Annotated in this window: 15 protein-coding genes; 11 read left to right on the top strand and 4 right to left on the bottom strand. The window is 68.5% G+C overall.

All coding sequences use genetic code 11. The features are described 5' to 3' along the window. Positions 1–90 precede the first annotated feature (90 nt). Positions 91–1,380: a benzoyl-CoA 2,3-epoxidase subunit BoxA gene (boxA, locus tag ACS5NL_RS07845; RefSeq protein WP_439353171.1), complete on the top strand. Its 1,290-nt coding sequence runs from the start codon at positions 91–93 to the stop codon at positions 1,378–1,380. Here the strand turns inward: boxA and ACS5NL_RS07840 are convergent. After that, positions 1,374–3,800, bottom strand: coding sequence for a DUF1631 family protein (locus ACS5NL_RS07840; protein WP_439353170.1), 2,427 nt, complete (start codon positions 3,798–3,800; stop codon positions 1,374–1,376). The two genes, boxA and ACS5NL_RS07840, sit on opposite strands and share 7 nt — an antisense overlap. Before the next feature lie 147 nt (positions 3,801–3,947). Between ACS5NL_RS07840 and ACS5NL_RS07835 the strand changes: the two genes are divergently transcribed. From ACS5NL_RS07835 to ACS5NL_RS07820, 4 genes are read left to right on the top strand one after another with little or no spacing between them, the layout of a single operon-like run. Then, on the top strand, positions 3,948–4,595 hold the full coding sequence (locus ACS5NL_RS07835; RefSeq protein WP_439353169.1) for a DUF3305 domain-containing protein: 648 nt from the start codon (positions 3,948–3,950) through the stop codon (positions 4,593–4,595). Beyond that, entirely contained in the window at positions 4,585–5,211 is a 627-nt protein-coding gene (locus ACS5NL_RS07830; RefSeq protein ID WP_439353168.1) for a DUF3306 domain-containing protein, read from the top strand. Before ACS5NL_RS07835 ends, ACS5NL_RS07830 begins: the two co-directional genes overlap by 11 nt. After that, a complete protein-coding gene (locus ACS5NL_RS07825) occupies positions 5,171–7,252 on the top strand; it encodes a 4Fe-4S binding protein (RefSeq protein ID WP_439353473.1) in 2,082 nt (693 codons plus the stop codon). The genes ACS5NL_RS07830 and ACS5NL_RS07825 overlap by 41 nt, the downstream gene beginning before the upstream one ends. 5 nt (positions 7,253–7,257) lie before the next feature. Then, positions 7,258–7,875, top strand: a complete 618-nt coding sequence (locus tag ACS5NL_RS07820; RefSeq protein ID WP_439353167.1) for a TorD/DmsD family molecular chaperone — start codon at positions 7,258–7,260, stop codon at positions 7,873–7,875. Between the two features lie 25 nt (positions 7,876–7,900). On the opposite strand, the gene ACS5NL_RS07815 is transcribed toward ACS5NL_RS07820, so the two are convergent. The 3 genes from ACS5NL_RS07815 to ACS5NL_RS07805 all read right to left on the bottom strand — a co-directional run bounded on the left by ACS5NL_RS07815 (position 7,901) and on the right by ACS5NL_RS07805 (position 13,009). Then, the gene (locus ACS5NL_RS07815) at positions 7,901–9,436 is read right to left on the bottom strand and encodes a methyl-accepting chemotaxis protein (RefSeq protein ID WP_439353166.1); all 1,536 of its coding nucleotides are present in this window, start codon (positions 9,434–9,436) and stop codon (positions 7,901–7,903) included. Between the two features lie 115 nt (positions 9,437–9,551). Beyond that, a complete protein-coding gene (locus ACS5NL_RS07810; RefSeq protein ID WP_439353165.1) occupies positions 9,552–11,594 on the bottom strand; it encodes a sensor histidine kinase in 2,043 nt (680 codons plus the stop codon). Further along, positions 11,594–13,009, bottom strand: coding sequence for a sigma-54-dependent transcriptional regulator (locus tag ACS5NL_RS07805; protein ID WP_439353164.1), 1,416 nt, complete (start codon positions 13,007–13,009; stop codon positions 11,594–11,596). Before ACS5NL_RS07805 ends, ACS5NL_RS07810 begins: the two co-directional genes overlap by 1 nt. A 435-nt stretch (positions 13,010–13,444) precedes the next feature. Here ACS5NL_RS07805 and ACS5NL_RS07800 point away from each other — a divergent pair, with 435 nt between their 5' ends. From ACS5NL_RS07800 to ACS5NL_RS07775, 6 genes are all read left to right on the top strand, one after another. Further along, positions 13,445–13,663, top strand: a complete 219-nt coding sequence (locus ACS5NL_RS07800; RefSeq protein WP_439353163.1) for a formate dehydrogenase — start codon at positions 13,445–13,447, stop codon at positions 13,661–13,663. A gap of 17 nt (positions 13,664–13,680) precedes the next feature. After that, positions 13,681–16,644, top strand: a complete 2,964-nt coding sequence (locus ACS5NL_RS07795; RefSeq protein WP_439353162.1) for a formate dehydrogenase subunit alpha — start codon at positions 13,681–13,683, stop codon at positions 16,642–16,644. 97 nt (positions 16,645–16,741) lie between these two features. Then, the gene (gene fdh3B / locus ACS5NL_RS07790) at positions 16,742–17,347 is read left to right on the top strand and encodes a formate dehydrogenase FDH3 subunit beta (protein ID WP_439353161.1); all 606 of its coding nucleotides are present in this window, start codon (positions 16,742–16,744) and stop codon (positions 17,345–17,347) included. Then, complete coding sequence (locus ACS5NL_RS07785) at positions 17,344–17,583, top strand: hypothetical protein (RefSeq protein WP_439353160.1); 240 nt, start codon at positions 17,344–17,346, stop codon at positions 17,581–17,583. The genes fdh3B and ACS5NL_RS07785 overlap by 4 nt, the downstream gene beginning before the upstream one ends. Before the next feature lie 10 nt (positions 17,584–17,593). Then, on the top strand, positions 17,594–18,820 hold the full coding sequence (locus tag ACS5NL_RS07780; RefSeq protein ID WP_439353159.1) for a formate dehydrogenase subunit gamma: 1,227 nt from the start codon (positions 17,594–17,596) through the stop codon (positions 18,818–18,820). 20 nt (positions 18,821–18,840) lie between these two features. Next, positions 18,841–19,206, top strand: coding sequence for a hypothetical protein (locus ACS5NL_RS07775; protein WP_439353158.1), 366 nt, complete (start codon positions 18,841–18,843; stop codon positions 19,204–19,206). The last annotated feature ends 20 nt before the right edge of the window (positions 19,207–19,226 follow it).

Genomic DNA, 19,226 nt, shown 5'->3' with positions numbered 1-19,226 from the left:
AACGGAGCCAGTCACCCGGGTTCACGCGGTGCCACGAAGTCACAACAAAACAGACAATAGAGCGTCAACACAGGAAGCCGGAGACCGAAGATGAACGCCCCCGCCGAAGCCATCATCAAGCAGCACGTGATCGACCCCGAGATCTGCATCCGCTGCAACACCTGCGAATCGATCTGCCCGGTGCAGGCCATCACCCACGACTCACGCAACTACGTGGTCGACGTCAGCAAGTGCAACTGGTGCAACGACTGCATCTCGCCGTGCCCCACCGGCTCGATCGACAACTACCGCCGGATGCCCAAGGCCCGCACCTACTCGATCGAAGAACAGCTGGGCTGGGACGAACTGCCGACCGAGCTCTCGGGTGCCGAACTCGCCGCCCTGGCCGGTGACGCCAGCGACACGCCCGCCGCCGAAGCACAGACGGTCGAGGCCGCCGCGCCTGCCGCCGACCCGAGCGGCCAGACGGCGTTCAACTCCGCCCAGTACGGCGCCAGCATCCCGCCCTGGAGTGCGGCCCACGCCTACGCCAACCTCTACGGCCCCAAGGCCGCCGCCAAGACGGTGACCGCGACCGTCACCGGCAACCTGCGCGTCACCGCCGTCGGCAAGGACTACGACACGCACCACATCGTGCTGGACTTCGGGGCCATGCCGTTCCCGGTCCTCGAAGGCCAGAGCATCGGCATCGTCCCGCCCGGCCTCGATGAAAAGGGCAAGCCGCACCACGCACGCCAGTACAGCATCGCCAGCCCGCGCAACGGCGAGCGCCCCGGCCACAACAACCTCTCGCTGACCATCAAGCGCGTGCTCGAAGACCATTCGGGCAAGCCGGTGCGCGGCGTCGCCAGCAACCACATGTGCGACCTGCAGGTCGGCGACACGGTGCAGGTGATCGGCCCCTTCGGCACCAGCTTCCTGATGCCCAACCACCCGAAGTCCAGCATCGTGATGATCTGCACCGGCACCGGTTCGGCGCCGATGCGCGCCATGACCGAATGGCGCCGGCGCCTGCGCGCCAGCGGCAAGTTCGAGGGCGGCAAGCTGATGCTGTTCTTCGGCGCACGCACGCAGGAAGAGTTGCCGTACTTCGGCCCGCTGCAGAGCCTGCCCAAGGATTTCATCGACACCAACTTCGCCTTCAGCCGCACCGCCGGACAGCCCAAGAAATACGTGCAGGACGCGATGCGCGAACGCGCGGCCGACCTGGCCGCGCTGCTGCAGGACCCCAACGCCTGCTTCTACGTCTGCGGTCTCAAGGCGATGGAAGAGGGCGTGGTGCTGGCGCTCAAGGACATCGCCACGGGTGCCGGCCTGAACTGGGACGAAGTCGGCGCCGCGCTCAAGCGCGAAGGCCGGCTGCACCTCGAAACCTACTGAGTCGCACTGGCCGCCGTGGCCCCCGCGGCGGCCGTGACCTTGCGCAGGGCCTGCTCCACCACCGGCCGGGCGTCGACCGGCCGCAGCCAGCGCTTGGCCATCAGCTTCTCGCAGCTGCGGCGCGTCATGGTGTGCGCGCGGCCACCCTGGCTGGTGAACATGAACAGGCTGGCCTTCTGGCTGCTCCAGACCAGCTGAGCCCGCAGCCACTCGCCACCCGAGAACAGATCGACCCAGCTGCCCTGGGTCAGCCGGAACAGCATGCTCGATGCTTCGAGGGCGTCCGCGGCGGCTTCTCCGGCCTGCGTGGCGTCCAGCGGTGCGTGGGAAGAGTCCGCCGGCTCCGTGGTCATGAGCGGCATGGTTTCGCTGAAGCCGGCGCTGGCGAGTTCGCGCGCGCCGATCCAGGGCTGGACGGCCGGGGTCGGCTTCTGCTGCTCGGGCGAAGCCGGCGCCAGCAGCGTCTCCAGCGCCTGCTGGTCTTCCGGCGTCCGCTCCGGTTCGGGCGCGGCGGCGTGTCCGTCCACCCGCGCCCGCGCGCGCCGCAGCCGCAGCACCGGCTCGTGCAGCTTGAGCAGGGCGTCGAAAAACGTCGAGGTTTCTTCGGGTGACTTGCCCAGGCTCTCCAGACCCTGGCGCAGGGTCATCAGCATGCCCGGCACGATCTGGAACAGCTGATTGGGCTGGCGCAGAGTCACCTGGCTGCGCGTGCTCCAGAGCAGGTGGCTGATGACCTTGCGGTAGCCCAGCGGGTCGGGCCCCTTGTCGGGGTGTCGCAGTTCCGCCGAGGCAATGACCAGCGACCAGGACCCGTACAGGAAGTCGAGCACGATGCCGGGGGCGTCGTAGATGTCGGGGCGGTGGCTGATTTCCCAGGCGATCTGGTCGGCCAGCTCCTGCCGCCGCTCGGCGTGGTTCAGGGCCTCCAGCTGCCGCTGCTTGCGGTGTTCCTCTTCCTCGTCGTCGCGGACCCACAGCGCCTTCAGGGTGTCCAGCGCCTCGGCGAACGGCCCGGCTTCGGCCGAACCGCTGGCGTTGAGCGCGCGGACCTGGTCGCGCACCGGGTCGAAAAATGCCTCGAATCCGGGCGAGAACTCGTCGTTGTAGCGGAAGCTGCGCTGCGCCACCGACTCGATCCACAGCCGCGCCGGGTGGTCGCTGCGGCTGAAGTAGCGGGGCTCCGCCATCGCCAGGCGCAGCAGCGCGGGCTCCAGCGCGACCACCGCCTCGCGCACCGGCGCCAGCAGCAGCGGATCGCCCGAGACCTGTGCGACCAGCTTGCGCACCACGTCCAGACCCACCGCCTGCGACACCTTGTCGGCCTGGTGCTTGAGCTCCAGCAGGACGCGCGAGCGCTCGTGCGGTGCGGCGTATTCGCCCCACTGTCCGGCGTCCAGCGGCGTGGCGACGTCGACCGGTCGCGCCGGCCGGTCCACCGCCGGCAGGTTCCGGTAGCGCAGCCGCTGCTCTTCCAGTTCCGCAGCGTCGGGCTGCGGCAGCTTGGCGAGCACGTCGACATGGTTCAGCTCCTGCCGGACCTGCTCGTAGTAGGCGTTGTCCAGCCGGTGGTCGAACACCCCTTGCTGACCTTCCATGAAGGCCTGCAGCACGTCGTGCTGCAGCGGTGTCTGCGCCTTCGCCAGGTCTTTCATGCGCAGCGACATCGGCTGCGGCGGTGCGTCGCCGGCGGGAGACAGGGCCATGCGCGAGGACGTTTCGCCGCCATGGCCATCTTCGAGCCAGCCCCGCGTCGACACGTGCGTGCCGGGCGCGGTGTCGGCCACCAGCCGGATGCGGTATCCCGCCTCCTGCACCCGGGCCTGCTGCAGCATGCGGGCGATGTCTGCATACAGCTTGCTCAGTTCGATCGCCAGCGGGGCGGCGATCTTCTGCATCCAGAGGCTGCGCAGCTGCACGTCGGGCTCGCGCTCGTTCATCAGGTCGCGCAGCGCCCGCACGAACACCGAGGGCCGCAGGGGGTTCTTTTCGGCATGCACCGTGTCCAGGCCGATGAGCGAGCTGATGCGGGCGTCGACCATGGACAGCGCCTGCTCGACCACCGGCATCAGGGCCTGCAGCATGCGGGCCGATTCCAGCGATTCGTTGACCGAGCTGTCGTCGACCAGAGACAGCAGCGAAGAGTCCGACATGCGCGCCAGCGACGAGGTCGGCCCTTCGTGGCCGGCGTGCTGGAAGGCCTGCTGCAGGCGCTGCGGGAACTGCACGGTCAGGTGGCTGCGCTGGCGCTCCAGGTTCCACCAGGCCCGCGCCAGCAACGCCCGCTGCACCACCTCGCGGCCCTGGTTTTCCGCGTCCTGCAGGATGAGCACCGCCGCGTCCAGGCTGCGTCCCAGCAGGGCGGGTGCTTCCCGGAGCACCCGCTCGAAGCACTGGTCGAGCAACGACGGGTCGGCAGACATGGCTTGGGGGTGGGGGGAAAGATCCTGGTGGCGCGCAATAAATCACGATAAGGGTACACCGCCGCGTCTTCATCCGGGCGCGCCGGCCGGGTCACTCAGGCCGCTGATGCGCCCGTCCGTCGCCTTGGCGTACAGTGCATTCTCCTTATGCAAACCGATGCAAACGTTTCTCCTACAGGCGCAGGCCGTCCGTCCCTGCCGGTGGACGTGGTGATGCGCCGCGAGCCGGTCACCGGTCCGATGGCGCGCTGGCAGTCCTGGCGCTGGGTGCTGGCCGATGTGCTGCCGGCGGGAGCGCCGCTGGAGTCCGTCGGCCACCCGGCGCCTGCGGCCGCGCCACAGGAGGTGCAGCCGCTGCCGGGGGCGGTCGCGGTCGACGGTGCGCGCTACTGGCTGCACGCAGGGCTTCTGGTGACGCTGTTTCGCGACGACGCCGAAGGCTACTTTCTCAACCTCAACAGCCCGCAACCCTGCTTCTGGGTGTTCTGGCGGGCCGACGACGAACAGCTGCTCGAGGGCGAGCCGGTGGCCGTGCCGCAGATCGTCACGCTCAGCTACCACGACGCCGGTCGCTGGCTCGACGCGCAGGAGAAGGTCGACCAGGTCCCCGCGCCGCCCGCGGTGGTCGACTGGCTGCGCGCCTTCGTCGATGCCCACCACCAGCCCGAAGCCAAGCGCCGCCGGCGCCCCGAGAGTTTCAAGCCGCTGACCGACCGCTTTGGTCAGCCGGTGCGCATCTCGACCGAAAAACTCCCGCCCGGCCCGGGCCAGCAGGGTGGCGGCCATGGCGGCTGACGAGAGCGACAGCTTCTTCTCGCGCTGGTCGCGCCGCAAGGTGCAGGTGCGCAGTGGCGCGCCAGTGCCCGAAGCCCCGCCCCCGGTGGCGGTGCCCGCCGTTGTGCCTGCCCAGCCTGCCGTTCCCGCGCCGCCGGTGGACGCAGCGCCCGCGCCGCCGCCGCCCACCCTCGAAGACACCGAGTCCCTCACGCCCGCGTCCGACTTCAGCCGCTTCGTGGCCAGAGACGTTGCGCCCGAGGTGCGCAATGCCGCGGTGAAGAAGCTGTTCGCCGACCCGCACTTCAACGTGATGGACGGGCTGGACATCTACATCGACGATTATTCGAAACCCAGCCCGCTGTCGGCCGCCGACATGGCGAAGATGGTCAGCGCCCAGTTCCTGAAGCTGGTGGACGACCCCGAAGACAAAGACAGGAAGCCGGCTGCGGCCGATCCCGCCGTGGCCCCCGAAGCCACGACGGACGGCGCCAGCGTCGATGCCCCAACGGCCACCGAAGACACCCGCGCACCAGACGCGGCAGAACCCGAAGAGACCCCCGATGACCACGCTGATCTGCAACTGCAACCAGACCATGCCCCTGGACGCCAAGGCCCTGGGCCGGGCGCTGGATGAAGACCTGACCCTGCACACCACGCTGTGCCGGCGCGATGCGCCCGCGTTCCAGAAAGCCTGCCGCGGCCGCGATGAACTGGTGGTGGCCTGCACGCAGGAACGCCGCCTCTTCAGCGAACTCGCCGACCAGACCGAAGGCGCGGTGGCCCTGCAGGAGCGGCCGATCCGGTTCGTCAACATCCGCGAGACCGGCGGCTGGGGCCGCGAGGCCGCGCAGGCCACGCCCAAGATGGCGGCGCTGCTGGCCGCGGCCCGCCTGCCCGAGGCCGAGCCGGTGCCCACCGTGACCTACACCAGCGAAGGCCGCCTGCTGATCATCGGCCCGCTGGAGCAGGCCGAAGCCATGGCTGCGCTGGTGAACGACGCGCTGGACGTGACCCTGCTCGCCACCGGCGGCAGCGGCATGCAGGCGCGGCAATACCCGGTGCTCGCCGGCCAGCTGCAGAGCCTGCGCGGCTGGCTTGGCGCGTTCGACGTGGTGGTGAGCAGCCGCAACCCGATCGACCTCGACCTCTGCACGCGCTGCAACGCCTGCGTGGCCGCCTGCCCCGAAGGCGCCATCGGCCTCGACTACCAGGTGGACCTGTCGCTGTGCCAGTCCCACCGCGCCTGCGTCAAGGCCTGCGAGGCCGTGGGCGCGATCAACTTCCAGCGCGACGCTCAGGAGCGCGAGCAACAGTTCGACGTCGTGCTCGACCTGCGCGCCGCTCCCGCCTTCACCCAGCACGCGCTGCCGCAGGGTTATGTGCACCTGCCGCCGTCGGCCGATGCGCTGGCCCAGGTCCGCGCGGTCACGCAGCTGCGCGACCTCGTCGGCGAGTTCGAAAAGCCGAAGTTCTTCACCTACAAGCAAAGCCTCTGCGCCCACGGCCGCAATCAGAGCGTGGGCTGCAACGCCTGCGTGGACGTGTGCTCGGCCTCGGCGATTGCCGGTGACCTGAAGCGCAACCAGATCGTCGTCAACCCCAACCTCTGCGTCGGCTGCGGCACCTGCACCACCGTCTGCCCGACCGGCGCGCTCAGCTACGCCTACCCGCGCGCCAGCGAGCAGGGCGTGAAGCTGCGCACCCTGCTGGCCACCTACGCCAAGGCCGGCGGCAAAGACGCCGCCCTGCTGCTGCACAGCCAGGAAGCCGGTGCCGCGCTGGTGAATGACCTGGGACGTCTGGCACAGCTGGACAAGACCGTGCGCGGCGTGCCCGCGCGCGTGATCCCGCTGCCGCTGTGGCACACCGCCTCCACCGGCATCGACCTCTGGCTCACCGCCTTCGCCTATGGCGCGCGCCAGGTCTGGGTGCTGATGACCGGCGAAGAAGCGCCGCAGTACCACGAGGCCCTGCGCGCGCAGATGGCGGTGACCGAGGCCGTGCTGCAGGGCCTGGGCTATGGCGGCCGGCACTTCAAGCTGATCGAGGTGCGCGATGCGCGCGACCTGGCGGCGCTCGACGCCGAACTGGCCGAGGCACCCTCACAGGGCGTGGAGCAGCGCGCCAGCTTCGCGCTGCTGGGCGACAAGCGCGGCACGCTCGACCTCGCGCTGGGCCATCTGCTGGGCGACAGCGCCGGCCGCGCCGCGCGCACGAAAGACGCCGCCATTGCGCTGCCCGCGGCCTCGCCTTTTGGCAGCCTGAACGTCAACCGCGACGCCTGCACCCTGTGCCTGAGCTGTGTCAGCGCCTGTCCGGCCGGTGCGCTGCAGGACAACGCCGAGCGCCCGCAGCTGCGCTTCATCGAAAAGAACTGTGTGCAGTGCGGCCTGTGCGCCACGACCTGTCCGGAAGACGCCATCACCCTGCAGCCGCGCCTGCTGCTCGGCGACGAACGCCGCCAGCCGCGCGTGCTCCACGAAGCGCAGCCCTACCAGTGTGTGCGCTGCGGCAAACCCTTTGGCACGCTCAAGGGCATCGAGGTCATGCTCGCCAAACTCAGCGGCCACGCCATGTTCCAGGGCGAGGCGCTGGAGCGCCTGAAAATGTGCGGCGACTGCCGCGTGGTGGACATCTACACCAACCCGGGCGAGACCCGCATCACCGATCTGTGAACCCCATGACCGACCCCACTCCCGTGTCCTCCGCCCTCGACGAAGAAACCGCCCGCGCCGAGGTCTACGGCTTGCTGGCCGCACTGTATTACGCGCCGCCCGGCCCCGAGCTGCTGGCCCAGCTGCGCGTGGCCGTGACCGACGCGCCCGCGGCCGGTGGTTTCCTGGAAGAACCGTGGCGGCAGCTGGTGGGCAGCGTGCGCGAGCTCGGCGACGCACAGGTGGCCGACGAATACGACGCCCTGTTCGGCGGTGTCGGCAAGCCCGAGGTGTATCTGTTTGGTTCGTACTACCTCAGCGGCTTCCTCAACGAAAAGCCGCTGGCCGCGTTGCGCGGCGACCTGGCCGCCCTGGGCCTGGCACGCGACGAAGCCATGTCCGAAACCGAAGACCACTTCGCCTGCGTGTGTGAAGTGATGCGTTACCTGATCGCCGGCGACGACGTGGAAATCGCCAACCTCACCCAGCAGCAGAAATTTTTCAGCGCCCACGTGCAGCCCTGGGCCACCCGGATGTGCGACGCCATCACGGCCCACCCCAAGGCAAGGTTCTACGCCGCGCTGGCGGCGTTCACGGCCGCGTTCGTCAGCGTGGAGACGCAGGGGTTTGATCTGATGTGGTGAGAGAAGGGCTGCTGCGCGCGTGAGCCTATGCGTGAGGGAGCCTGAACACGGCCACGGCGGCCACCAGCTGCTGGGCCTGGCCTTTCAGGTTCTCGGCCGCGGCAGCACTCTCTTCCACCAGCGCGGCGTTTTGCTGCGTCGCCCGGTCCATCTTCGTCACCGCTTCGCCCACCTGTGCCAGGCCGGCGCTTTGTTCCACGCTGGCGGCGGTGATTTCGCCCATGATGTCGGTCACGCGCCGGATGCTGCCGACGACTTCCGTCATGGTCTCTCCCGCCTTGTCCACCAGCGCCGAGCCTTGCTCCACACGGTCGACACTGGCGGTGATCAGGCTCTTGATTTCCTTGGCCGCCTCGGCGCTGCGCTGGGCCAGGTTGCGAACCTCGCCGGCCACCACCGCAAAGCCACGGCCCTGCTCACCCGCTCGCGCAGCCTCCACCGCCGCATTGAGCGCCAGGATGTTGGTCTGAAACGCGATGCCATCGATCACGCTGATGATGTCGGCAATCTGCTTGCTCGACTCGTTGATGCCCTTCATGGTGTCGACCACCTGGGCGACGACCGCGCCGCCCTGGATGGCCACGGTCGATGCGCCTTGTGCGAGCTGGTTCGCCTGCTTGGCGTTGTCGACGTTCTGCTTGACGGTCGCGCTCAGTTCTTCCATGGACGCGGCGGTTTCCTCGAGGGAGCCCGCCTGCTGCTCGGTGCGTTGGCTGAGATCGTTGTTGCCCTGCGCAATCTGCACGCTGGCCGTGGCCACGCTGTCGGCGTTGATCTGCACGCCGCGCACAACGCCCGAGAGGTTGGCCTGCACACGCGACATGGCTTCGAGCAGGCGAACCGTCTCGTCGTTGCCCGCCACATGCACCTTGGCCGTGAGATCGCTTTGCGCCAGGCGGTCGGCCACCGCCACCGCATGCGCCATCGGCGATGTCATCCGGCGCGCCATCCAGAGCGCGGCGATCATCATGCCGATCGTCACCAGACAAAGGGCTGCCGCAATCGCCAGCTGAACCTGCTTGACGCTGGACTTGGCCTGCTCGTTCAGCGCTTCTCCCGTGCTGCCGATGATCCCGGACAGCGCCTCCATCTTGTCTTCCAGTTCGGAAAACGCGGCTTGAAGCCCGGGCAGTTCGCTGCGTGCAGCCTCGACGTTGCTGCTGGACGCCTGGACCACGCGCCGGGCCGCCTCGATGTATTTGGTCACCAGCGGCCGGGCCGCCGCCTCGGCGTCGCGCGACGCGTTGCTCAGCGGCAGGCTGCGCAACTTGTCCAGCGCCGCGATGAAGGTCTTGGCGTGGTCCTGCAACCCACTCTCTGCCTCGGCAATCTGCGCCTTGTCCTTTTCCAGCGCGCCGATGTAGGCCAGCTGCGCGTCGCCCCGGATGGCGTCGTGCATCATGTCCGCCTCCTGACTCGACTGCAGCGCGACGCCGGCCAGCACCGCGTCGTCGATGGAGCCGCCGAGCCGGCTCGACGCAAAAAGCCCGATGCCTCCGACCAGGGCAGCCAGAACGGCGCCGGCCATGCCCAGGCCGAGAATTTGTGTGCGCAACTTCATGTTTGTGCTTTCAACGTCCGGCGGCATTGCCACGGATCCTGAACAAGTATCGACGGACGGGGTCGTGTGCTTGAACTGAACACCGGAACGAATACATGCCTGTTCGGCGGATTGGTCATCCCCCACCGGGACGGCCATCCCGCGTCTTCACCGCCTCTGGCGCTTGCGGCTCGGTCAGCAGCCGCACGCTGAACACCGCGCCGCGCTGGCCGTCGACCCGATTGCCCGCGCCGATGCCGCCGCCATAGCGCTCCACCAGGCCCAGGCTGATCCACAGGCCCAGGCCGTTGCCGTCGTTCTTGGTCGTGAAGAAGGGGCGGAACAGGCGCTCTGCCACGCCGGGGGCCAGGCCGGTTCCGGAGTCTTCGACGCGCAGCAGCGCGCCGCGCGCGCCGTGTTCGTCGGTCCAGTCCTCGGTGATCAGCCGCAGCGTGCCGCCCTGCGGCATGGCCTGGATGGCGTTGATGAGCAGGTTGATGATGACCTGCTGCAGCTCCTGCCGGTTGAAGCCCACGCGCTGCGTGGACCGCAGCTCGCGCGCCACTTCGATGCGGGTCTGCGCCAGCAGGTGCGCCACCAGCACCAGGCAGTCGTGCACGGTCTGGTTGAGGTCCAGCGCTTCCACGTAACCCGCGTATTCGGTGGGCCGCGCGTACTGCAGCAGCTGGGTGACGATCAGGCGCATGCGCTCGACCTGTTCGTCCAGCAGCTTGAGTTCGGCCTTCACCGGCTGGGCGTGACTGCCCAGCGTGTCGCGGATCAGGTCGAGGTTGCCCTGCATGACCGCGATCGGGTTGTTGATCTCGTGCGCGATGCTGGCGGTGAGCTGGCCGATGGCGGCGAGCTTCTCGCTCTTGACTAGCTGCTGCTGCGCCAGCTGCAGCGAGGCGTTGCTGGCCTCCAGTTCGCGCGTGCGCTCGGCCACCTTGTGGTCCAGCTCCTCGCCCCAGCGGCGCAGGGCGGTGGTCTTGTCGTCGATCACGTCCAGCAACTGGTCGAGGTGGCCTGCGAGGGCGCCGAGTTCGTCGCGCGCCGGCAGCTGGCCCACGCGCGCCGCGGCCTCGCCGTCTTCCACACGCTGCATGGTGCGGTTCATCTGCTGCACCGGTCGGAAGATGCTGCGCGCCCAGCGCACCGAGAACCATGCCGAGACCGCCATCACCGCGAGGAAGATCAGGCCCATGAGCGCCAGCATGGCGTGGCGCACCCAGCGGAAGGGCGATTCCAGGAAACCGACGTAAAGCATGCCCACGCGCTGCCCCGCGGCGTCCCGCAACGGCTCGTAGGCCGAGACGTACCAGTCGTTGACGACGAAGGCGCGGTCGAGCCAGGTCTGGCCCTGGGTCAGCACGCGTTCGCGCACGGTCTGCGAGACGCGGGTGCCGATGGCGCGCTGGTCCTGGAACAGGCGCACGTTGGTGGTGATGCGCACGTCGTCCAGGAACAGCGTCGCCGTGCCTTCGCTGCCGAAGGGCAGGGCACCTTCGGGGTAGACGATGCGGTTGATGTGGTCGATCAGGTCCAGGTTCTGGTTGAGCAGCAGGCCGCCGACCAGCAGGCCCTGCGGCTGGCCGCCGGCGTCCAGCACGGGCTGCAGCGCCAGCACCACCAGGGCGCGGTCTTCGATGCTGCGCGCGTCGGGCGCGGCGTTGCGCGTGGCGACCAGCGGGATGTGCAGGCGCGGCAGCAACTGCGGCGCGAGGGCGGCGAGCTCGTCGCGCGAGAGGCGCACCAGCTGCGCCGATCGGGGCAGCGCAGGCGCACTGGCGGGCGGGAGCAGGGTCGCGACACTGGCCGGCAGGGTGTCGCGTGACCCGTCGGTGCGGTAGAACAACAGGAAGTCCAGCCCCAGCTCCAGCCGGTCGGCGCTGAGCCGGTCCGTCAGTGCCGCGCCGTCCAGCGCCTGCAGCAGGCGCTGCGAACGGGCGACGCCGCGGGTGCCGCTGCCCACTTCGGCGAGCACCTGGTCGAAGTAGCCGCGCGCCACGGCGAGGTCGCTGCGCACCTTGGTGATCAGCAGGCGGTCGTAGGTGACGCTGCTCCACACCGTGATCGCCAGCACCAGCAGGGGGAACACCACCAGCAGCGGCAGCAGCGCCATGGCCAGCAGCTTGTTGCGCACCGAGGTGGCGAGCCAGCGGGGCGTGGGCAGCTTCATCAGCGGCCGAAGTCGTGCAGGGACGCGGGACCGGCCAGGCTCCACTCGGCCACACGCCGCTCCAGCGTGCGGCGCGAGACGCCCAGCAGCTCGGCCGCGCGGGTCTTGTCGCCCTGCACCGAGTCGAGCACCGAGAGGATGTGCAGCTTCTCCATGGTCGCCAGGTCCATGGTGCCCGCGCTGGCCGGCCGCGGCGCGCGCGGTGTTTCGCCGGGGTAGAGCGCCGAGACATTGAGCGCGCCGAGGATGAGCGAGCGCTCGATCAGGTTGCGCAGCTCGCGCACATTGCCCGGCCAGCCGTATTGCGCGAGGAAGTCCATTTCCTGCGCGCTGATCTGCAGCGGCGGCACGCCCAGGGCCGGCGCCAGCTGCTCCATGAAGTGCTGCACCAGGGCCGGAATGTCGGCCTTGTGCTCGCGCAGCGGTGGCAGCGTCAGTTCCACCACCTGCAGGCGGAAGTACAGGTCCTTGCGGAAACGGCCGGCCGCGACTTCGTCGGCCAGGCGGCGGTTGCTCGCCGCCATGATGCGCAGGTTCAGCGGCACCAGCTGTTCGCTGCCCACCGGCCGGATCTTCAGGTCTTCGATCGCGCGCAGCAGGGTGGCCTGGATCGGCAGCGGCAGTTCGGCCACTTCGTCGAGGAACAGGGTGCCGCCCTGGGCATAGTGGAACAGGCCTTCGCGCGCGCGGGTCGCGCCCGTGAACGCGCCGCGCGCATGGCCGAAGAGTTCGCTCTCGATCAGTTCGGGCGAGACGGCGGCGCAGTTGACCGGCACGAAGGGGCCGTCGCTGCGGGCGCTGAGGGAGTGCAGTTCGCGCGCGACCAGCTCCTTGCCGGTGCCGGACTCGCCCTGCAGCAGCACTGTGCTGTCGACGGCGGCGACCCGCTCGACCGAGGCGCGCAGCGCGGCGATGGCGGGCGAATCACCGACCAGGGCGTCGCGCTGGCGGCGGGCGCCCGCGACGGCGCGCCGCAGCACGTAGTTCTCGCGCCGCAGGCGGGCGCGCTCGTGGCACTGCTTGACCGCGTTGAGGATCTGCGGGACGCGGAAGGGCTTGAGGATGAAGTCCGACGCACCGGCGCGCAGCGCCTCGATGGCGGTGTCCAGGTCGGCAAAGGCGGTGATGAGGATGACCTCGCCGGTGTAGCCCTGTTCGCGCAGGTCCTTGAGCCAGGCCACGCCGTTCTGGCCGGGCAGCGAGATGTCGAGGATGACCAGATCGACGTGGTGGCCACGCAGCCATTCCGCGCCTTCTTCGGCGCTGCCCGCGCTCATCACGAAGTGGCAGCGCGGGGCCAGGGTCTTGACCAGGAAGTTGAGCATGCCCTGTTCGTCGTCCACGACCAGGATGGACCAGTCGGGCCAGCCTTCGAGGCCTTTGTCGGGGGCAGCGTTGAAAAGGGTGGGTTCCACCCGCCGCGATTCTACGGACGAAGCCGAGTGATTCGCTCGGTTAATCGCGCGGAAGCGACGGGGGCCAGGGCCGCCGGCCAGCCGCAGCGTCGCGACAAATTGTCGCAACACGGCGCGACAAGCTGACGCATGAGGGCGTGTGCGCGCGGCCGCCGCCGATCCGGTCGCGCACCGTCGCTGCAGGGCGGGGCATTGGCGGGCAGATGCCAGGCGGTGGCACGTTTCTGGCTATGGCGCCGCTCCCTGGCGGCACCCCGATCGCGGTGCGGGTCGGCCTTGGCGGGCCGCTGGCGGGCGCCGGCCAGCCGGGCAGGCAAACACGCTTGTCATGCCCCCGGTGCAGGGATAGATTCGGACGGCATCGACTTATGCAATTTGCCCGCAGGTGGCCCGCCATGGGCCACCGCTGACCGCGTTCAACCAGGAGACATGCCCATGAGCAAGCCCTCTCGCCAGGATCCACCAGCCCTGCGCCGTCGCAGCCTGTTTGCGGGTGCCGGCGTCGCGGGTGCCGCGGCCGCGGCCACGGCGCTGCTGCCTTCGGTCCAGCCGGAAGAGCTGGCCGTCCAGGAGCCCCGGCCCGCACCCACACGCGGCGGCGGCTACAGCCTGACCGACCACGTCCAGCACTACTACAAGACCACCCGGATCTGACCCCGAGGAGCCCCACGATGTTGCTCACCAAGAAATCCACGGGCGCGGCGCCCTCCGGTCGCGGGCATTCGGCCTTCGTGCAGAGCCTGCAGCGCGGCCTCTCGACCGCCTTGCCCACGCTGGACCGCCGATCGTTCCTGCGCCGCTCCGGCCTGGGCGTCGGTGTTGGCATCGCCGCTTCGCAGCTGTCGCTGGTGAAGAAGGCCCAGGCTGCGTCGGGCGGTTTCGCCGGCGGCACCGGCAAGATCGAGGTCAAGCGCACCGTCTGCACCCACTGCTCGGTGGGCTGCGCGACCGACGCGATCGTCGAGAACGGCGTCTGGGTGCGGCAGGAGGCGGTGTTCGACTCGCCCATCAACCTCGGTTCACATTGCGCCAAGGGTGCTGCCCTGCGCGAACACGGCCACGGCGAATACCGCCTGCGCTACCCGATGAAGCTGGTCAACGGCAAGTACCAGAAGATCGGCTGGGACCAGGCGCTGGACGAGATCACCGCCAAGATGAAGGGGCTGAGGGAGGCCAGTGGTCCCGACTCGGTCTACTTCGTCGGCTCGTCCAAGCACAACAACGAACAGGCCTACCTGCTGCGCAAGTTCGTGAGCTTCTGGGGCACCAACAACTGCGACCACCAGGCGCGCATCTGCCACTCCACCACGGTGGCCGGCGTCGCGAACACCTGGGGTTACGGTGCGATGACCAATTCGTACAACGACATGCAGAACAGCAAGTGCGCGTTGTACATCGGCTCCAACGCCGCCGAGGCGCACCCGGTCTCGATGCTGCACATGCTGCACGCCAAGGAGAACGGCTGCAAGATGATCGTGGTCGATCCGCGCTTCACCCGCACGGCCGCCAAGGCCGACGAGTTCGTGCGCATCCGCTCGGGCACCGACATTCCCTTCCTGTTCGGCCTGCTGCACCACATCTTCAAGAACGGCTGGGAAGACAAACAGTACATCAACGACCGCGTCTTCGGCATGGACAAGGTGCGCGAGGAGGTGCTGGCCAAGTGGACGCCGGCGGCGGTGGAAGAGGCCTGCGGTGTCAAGGAAGAGCAGATGGCCAAGGTGGCCAGGATGCTGGCCGAGGCCAAGCCCGCCACCATCGTCTGGTGCATGGGCCAGACGCAGCACACGATCGGCAATGCGATGGTGCGTGCCTCCTGCATCCTGCAGCTGGCGCTGGGCAACATCGGCAAGAGCGGTGGTGGCACCAACATCTTCCGCGGCCACGACAACGTGCAGGGGGCAACCGATGTCGGCCCCAATCCCGATTCGCTGCCGGGCTACTACGGTCTGGCGGCCGGCTCCTGGAAGCACTTTGCCGCGGCCTGGGGCGTGGACTACGAGTGGATCAAGTCCAAGTACGCCGAGGGCACGATGGAAAAGCCCGGCATCACGGTCTCGCGCTGGATCGACGGTGTGCTGGAGAAGAACGAGCTGATCGACCAGGGGCCGAACATCCGCGGCATGTTCTTCTGGGGCCACGCGCCCAACTCGCAGACCCGCGGTCTGGAGATGAAGCGCGCGATGGACAAGCTGGACCTGCTGGTGGTGGTGGACCCGTACCCCTCGGCCACGGCGGCGATGGCGGCCATGCCCGGCAAGCCCGAAGACCTGAACCCCGAGCGCGCGGTCTACCTGCTGCCGGCGGCCACGCAGTTCGAGACCAGCGGCTCGTGCACCGCCTCCAACCGCTCGATCCAGTGGCGCGAGAAGGTCATCGAGCCGCTGTGGGAGAGCCGCACCGACCACATGATCATGTACCAGTTCGCGCAGAAGCTCGGCTTCGACAAGGAGCTGGTCAAGAACTACAAGATGCAGAAGGTCAAGGGCATGGACGAGCCCGTGCCCGACGACATCCTGCGCGAGATCAACCGCAGTGTCTGGACCATCGGCTACACCGGCCACAGCCCCGAGCGCCTGCAGGCCCACATGCGCAACATGGGCGCCTTCGACGTGAAGACGCTCAAGTGCAAGGGCAAGGTCGTCGACAAGGTCAACGGCTACGACATGACCGGCGATTACTTCGGCCTGCCGTGGCCCTGCTACGGCACGCCCGAGATCAAGCACCCCGGCTCGCCCAACCTGTACGACACCTCCAAGCACGTCATGGAAGGCGGCGGCAACTTCCGCGCCAACTTCGGCGTGGAGAAGGACGGCGTGAGCCTGCTGGCCGAAGACGGCTCGCACTCGGTGGGTTCGGAGATCACCACCGGCTATCCGGAGTTCGACCACCTGCTGCTCAAGAAGCTGGGCTGGTGGGACGACCTGAGTGACGCCGAGAAGGCCAAGGCCGAAGGCAAGAACTGGAAGACCGATCCCACGGGCGCGATCATCCGCGTGGCGATGGCGCACGGCTGCCACCCGTTCGGCAACGCCAAGGCGCGCGCCATCGTCTGGAACTTCCCCGACGCCATCCCGCAGCACCGCGAGCCGATCTACGGCATCCGCCCGGACATGGTGGCCAAGTACCCGAGCCACGACGACCAGAAGAACCGCTGGCGCCTGCCCATCCTCTACAAGTCGCTGCAGCAGAAGAACATCGACGACAAGGTGCACGAGAAATTCCCGCTGATCATGACCTCTGGTCGGCTGGTGGAGTACGAGGGCGGCGGGGAAGAAACCCGCTCCAACCCCTGGCTGGCCGAGCTGCAGCAGGAGATGTTCGTCGAGATCAATCCCAAGGTGGCCGCCGCGCGCGGCATCCAGAACGGCGGGCGGGTCTGGGTCAGCACCCCGACCGGTGCGCGGTTGAACGTGCAGGCGCTGGTGACCGAGCGCGTGGACGACCACACGGTGTTCATGCCGTTCCACTTCTCCGGTCGCTGGCAGGGGCAGGACCTGAAGGACCACTACCCCGAAGGCGCGATGCCGATCGTGCGTGGTGAAGCGATCAACACCGCGACCACCTATGGCTACGACATCGTGACCATGATGCAAGAGACCAAGACCACGGTCTGCAATGTCGAGAAAGCATGACCCCCACGCCTTTCACTTCGTGTAATGCGCTGCCCCCCGAGGGGGCGCGTTTTCCCTTGGGGCGGCCCGGCGGGAAAACCACCGACCAGGAGACACCATGGCAAGAATGAAATTCATCTGTGACGCCGAGCGCTGCATCGAGTGCAACGGCTGCGTCACCGCCTGCAAGAACGAACACGAGGTGCCCTGGGGCGTGAACCGCCGCCGCGTGGTCACGCTCAACGACGGCGTGCCGGGCGAGAAGTCGATCTCGGTGGCCTGCATGCACTGCAGCGATGCGCCCTGCATGGCGGTCTGCCCGGTCAACTGCTTCTACCGCACCGACGAAGGTGTGGTGCTGCACGACAAGGACGTGTGCATCGGCTGCGGCTACTGCAGCTACGCCTGCCCCTTCGGTGCACCGCAGTTCCCGTCGCAGGGCACCTTCGGCGTGCGCGGCAAGATGGACAAGTGCACCTTCTGCGCCGGCGGTCCGGAAGAGCACGGCAGCGAAGCCGAGTTCGAGAAGTACGGCCGCAACCGCCTGGCCGAAGGCAAGCTGCCGGCCTGCGCCGAGATGTGCTCGACCAAGGCCTTGCTGGCCGGTGACGGCGACGTGGTGGCCGACATCTTCCGCAGCCGCGTGGTCAACCGTGGCAAGGGCGCTGAGGTCTGGGGCTGGGGCACGGCCTACGGCACCGCCAAGGGAGGAACCAAGTCATGAAGCCTCTGACCACCACCCTGGGCGTGCTGGCGATGGCCGCTGCCCTGACCGCCTGCGGCGAACGGCCGCAGGAGCTGGGTGGCGCCGCGCGCCACGACGAAGCACCCTATGCCGGTGTCGGCAAGAGCCAGTACCAGCAGCCGGGCTGGAAGGTGGGAGACAAGGCCAGCTGGGAACAGCAGCTCAAGGCCCGCGGCCAATACGGCATGAACGAGTATTCCCGCGCCACCCAATGAGGAGCCGCGCATGAGCAAGACACCTTTGGCGACATGGCGGCACTGGGCGCTGGCACTGGTCTTGGCCGGTGGGCCGGGCCTCGCGCAGGCCCAGGCGACCAAGACCGAACCCGCCGCAGCGGCACCGGCAGCCGCCGCCAGCGCGGCACCCGCGGCATCGGCCGCAGCCGCGGCGCCCGGCGTCAAGAGCGCGAACATCTTCGAGATCGCGCCCGATGCGTCCAGCGACGCGAACTACACCAAGCAGTCCAACGCCGAGCGCCACGACGTGCAGCCGGGCAACAACGCGCCGATGTGGCGCGATGTGGGCAAGGGCGTGACCGGCTACAGCAGCCTGCCGGTGACGCAGGCGCCCGAGGCGGGCAACCTGATCCAGCCCTTCGTGCAGTACCCGGGTTCGCGCCTGACCAATGCCGGCGAGGCCTGGCGGCAGGTGCGCAACCAGTGGCTGATCCCTTACGGTGGCTCGCTGCTGTTTGTCGTGCTGCTGGCCCTGGCCATCTTCTACAAGACCAAGGGGCCGCTGGGTGGCCACCTGCCCGACACCGGCCGCAAGGTCGAGCGCTTCACGCCGTTCGAGCGTGCGGCGCACTGGTCCAACGCGGGCGCTTTCACCCTTCTGGCGGTGTCGGGTCTGGTGATGGCCTTCGGCAAGTTCTTCCTGCTGCCGGTGATCGGCAGCACCCTGTTCGGCTGGCTGACCTTCCTGCTGAAGAACCTGCACAACTTCGTGGGACCGCTGTTTGCGGTGTCCCTGCTGATCGTCATCGTCACCTTCATCAAGGACAACATCGCCAGCGCGGCCGACTTCGTCTGGCTGTCCCGGCTGGGCGGCATGCTGGGCGACAAGGAGGTGCCTTCCCACCGCTTCAACGCGGGCGAGAAGGGCATGTTCTGGTGGGGCGTGACGATCCCAGGCCTGTTCGTGGTCGGCTCCGGCCTGTTCCTGGACAAGCTGGTGCCGGGCATGCTCTACCTGCGCGGCGACATGCAGATCGCCCACATGATCCACATCACCTGCGCGGTGTTCATGATGGCGCTGATTGCCGGCCACATCTACATGGGCACGGTGGGGGTCAAGGGCGCCTACGACGGCATGAAGACCGGCTATGTGGATGAGGCCTGGGCGCGGGAACACCACGAGCTCTGGCACGACGACATCCAGGCCGGTAAGATCCCCGCCCAACGCAGCAAGACCGAACCTCCCGCCCCGCTGCAGACGACTGCGCAGGCCTGACCGGACCCAAGGACATTGCCATGAAGAAACTGATTCTGTGGATGGGCCTGGCCAGCGTGTCGGTCGCTGCCCAGGCCAAGCTGCCGGCGCCCGTGCTGGACGACGCCGCCAAGGCCAAGGCCGACGAAGCCAAGGCCAAGACCGCCTACACCGCCAAGGTCGATGCCTACAAGCTCTGCCTGTCGATGGACAAGGTCGCCACGCACTACCAGAAGACCGCGGCAGCGGCCGGCAAACCCGCCAAACCGGCCACGGCCACGCCGCCGTGCGCCGACCCCGGTCCGTTTGTCTGGCCGGCGCCAGCCGCTCCGGCCGCGGCGGCGACGGCACCCGCCGCCCCTGTGCCGGCCGCCCCTGCGCCAGCGGCACCGGCCAAGAAGTCCTGACCGAAGGTCGCCCGGACCCA

The organism is Hydrogenophaga sedimenti (assembly GCF_051857515.1).
Lineage (GTDB): Bacteria > Pseudomonadota > Gammaproteobacteria > Burkholderiales > Burkholderiaceae_C > Hydrogenophaga.
The sequence above is the reverse complement of the archived record's forward strand: the minus strand, read 5'-3'. Positions and strand labels throughout refer to the sequence as shown.

Coding starts and splice junctions, on each gene's coding strand:
- ACS5NL_RS07785 (WP_439353160.1), top strand. CDS start 17,344: ATGAAGCCTCTGACCACCACCCTGGGCGTGCTGGCGATGGCCGCTGCC.
- ACS5NL_RS07780 (WP_439353159.1), top strand. CDS start 17,594: ATGAGCAAGACACCTTTGGCGACATGGCGGCACTGGGCGCTGGCACTG.
- ACS5NL_RS07835 (WP_439353169.1), top strand. CDS start 3,948: ATGCAAACCGATGCAAACGTTTCTCCTACAGGCGCAGGCCGTCCGTCC.
- ACS5NL_RS07815 (WP_439353166.1), bottom strand. CDS start 9,436: ATGAAGTTGCGCACACAAATTCTCGGCCTGGGCATGGCCGGCGCCGTT.
- ACS5NL_RS07840 (WP_439353170.1), bottom strand. CDS start 3,800: ATGTCTGCCGACCCGTCGTTGCTCGACCAGTGCTTCGAGCGGGTGCTC.
- ACS5NL_RS07820 (WP_439353167.1), top strand. CDS start 7,258: ATGACCGACCCCACTCCCGTGTCCTCCGCCCTCGACGAAGAAACCGCC.
- ACS5NL_RS07800 (WP_439353163.1), top strand. CDS start 13,445: ATGAGCAAGCCCTCTCGCCAGGATCCACCAGCCCTGCGCCGTCGCAGC.
- fdh3B (WP_439353161.1), top strand. CDS start 16,742: ATGGCAAGAATGAAATTCATCTGTGACGCCGAGCGCTGCATCGAGTGC.
- ACS5NL_RS07825 (WP_439353473.1), top strand. CDS start 5,171: ATGCCCCTGGACGCCAAGGCCCTGGGCCGGGCGCTGGATGAAGACCTG.
- ACS5NL_RS07810 (WP_439353165.1), bottom strand. CDS start 11,594: ATGAAGCTGCCCACGCCCCGCTGGCTCGCCACCTCGGTGCGCAACAAG.
- boxA (WP_439353171.1), top strand. CDS start 91: ATGAACGCCCCCGCCGAAGCCATCATCAAGCAGCACGTGATCGACCCC.
- ACS5NL_RS07795 (WP_439353162.1), top strand. CDS start 13,681: ATGTTGCTCACCAAGAAATCCACGGGCGCGGCGCCCTCCGGTCGCGGG.
- ACS5NL_RS07830 (WP_439353168.1), top strand. CDS start 4,585: ATGGCGGCTGACGAGAGCGACAGCTTCTTCTCGCGCTGGTCGCGCCGC.
- ACS5NL_RS07775 (WP_439353158.1), top strand. CDS start 18,841: ATGAAGAAACTGATTCTGTGGATGGGCCTGGCCAGCGTGTCGGTCGCT.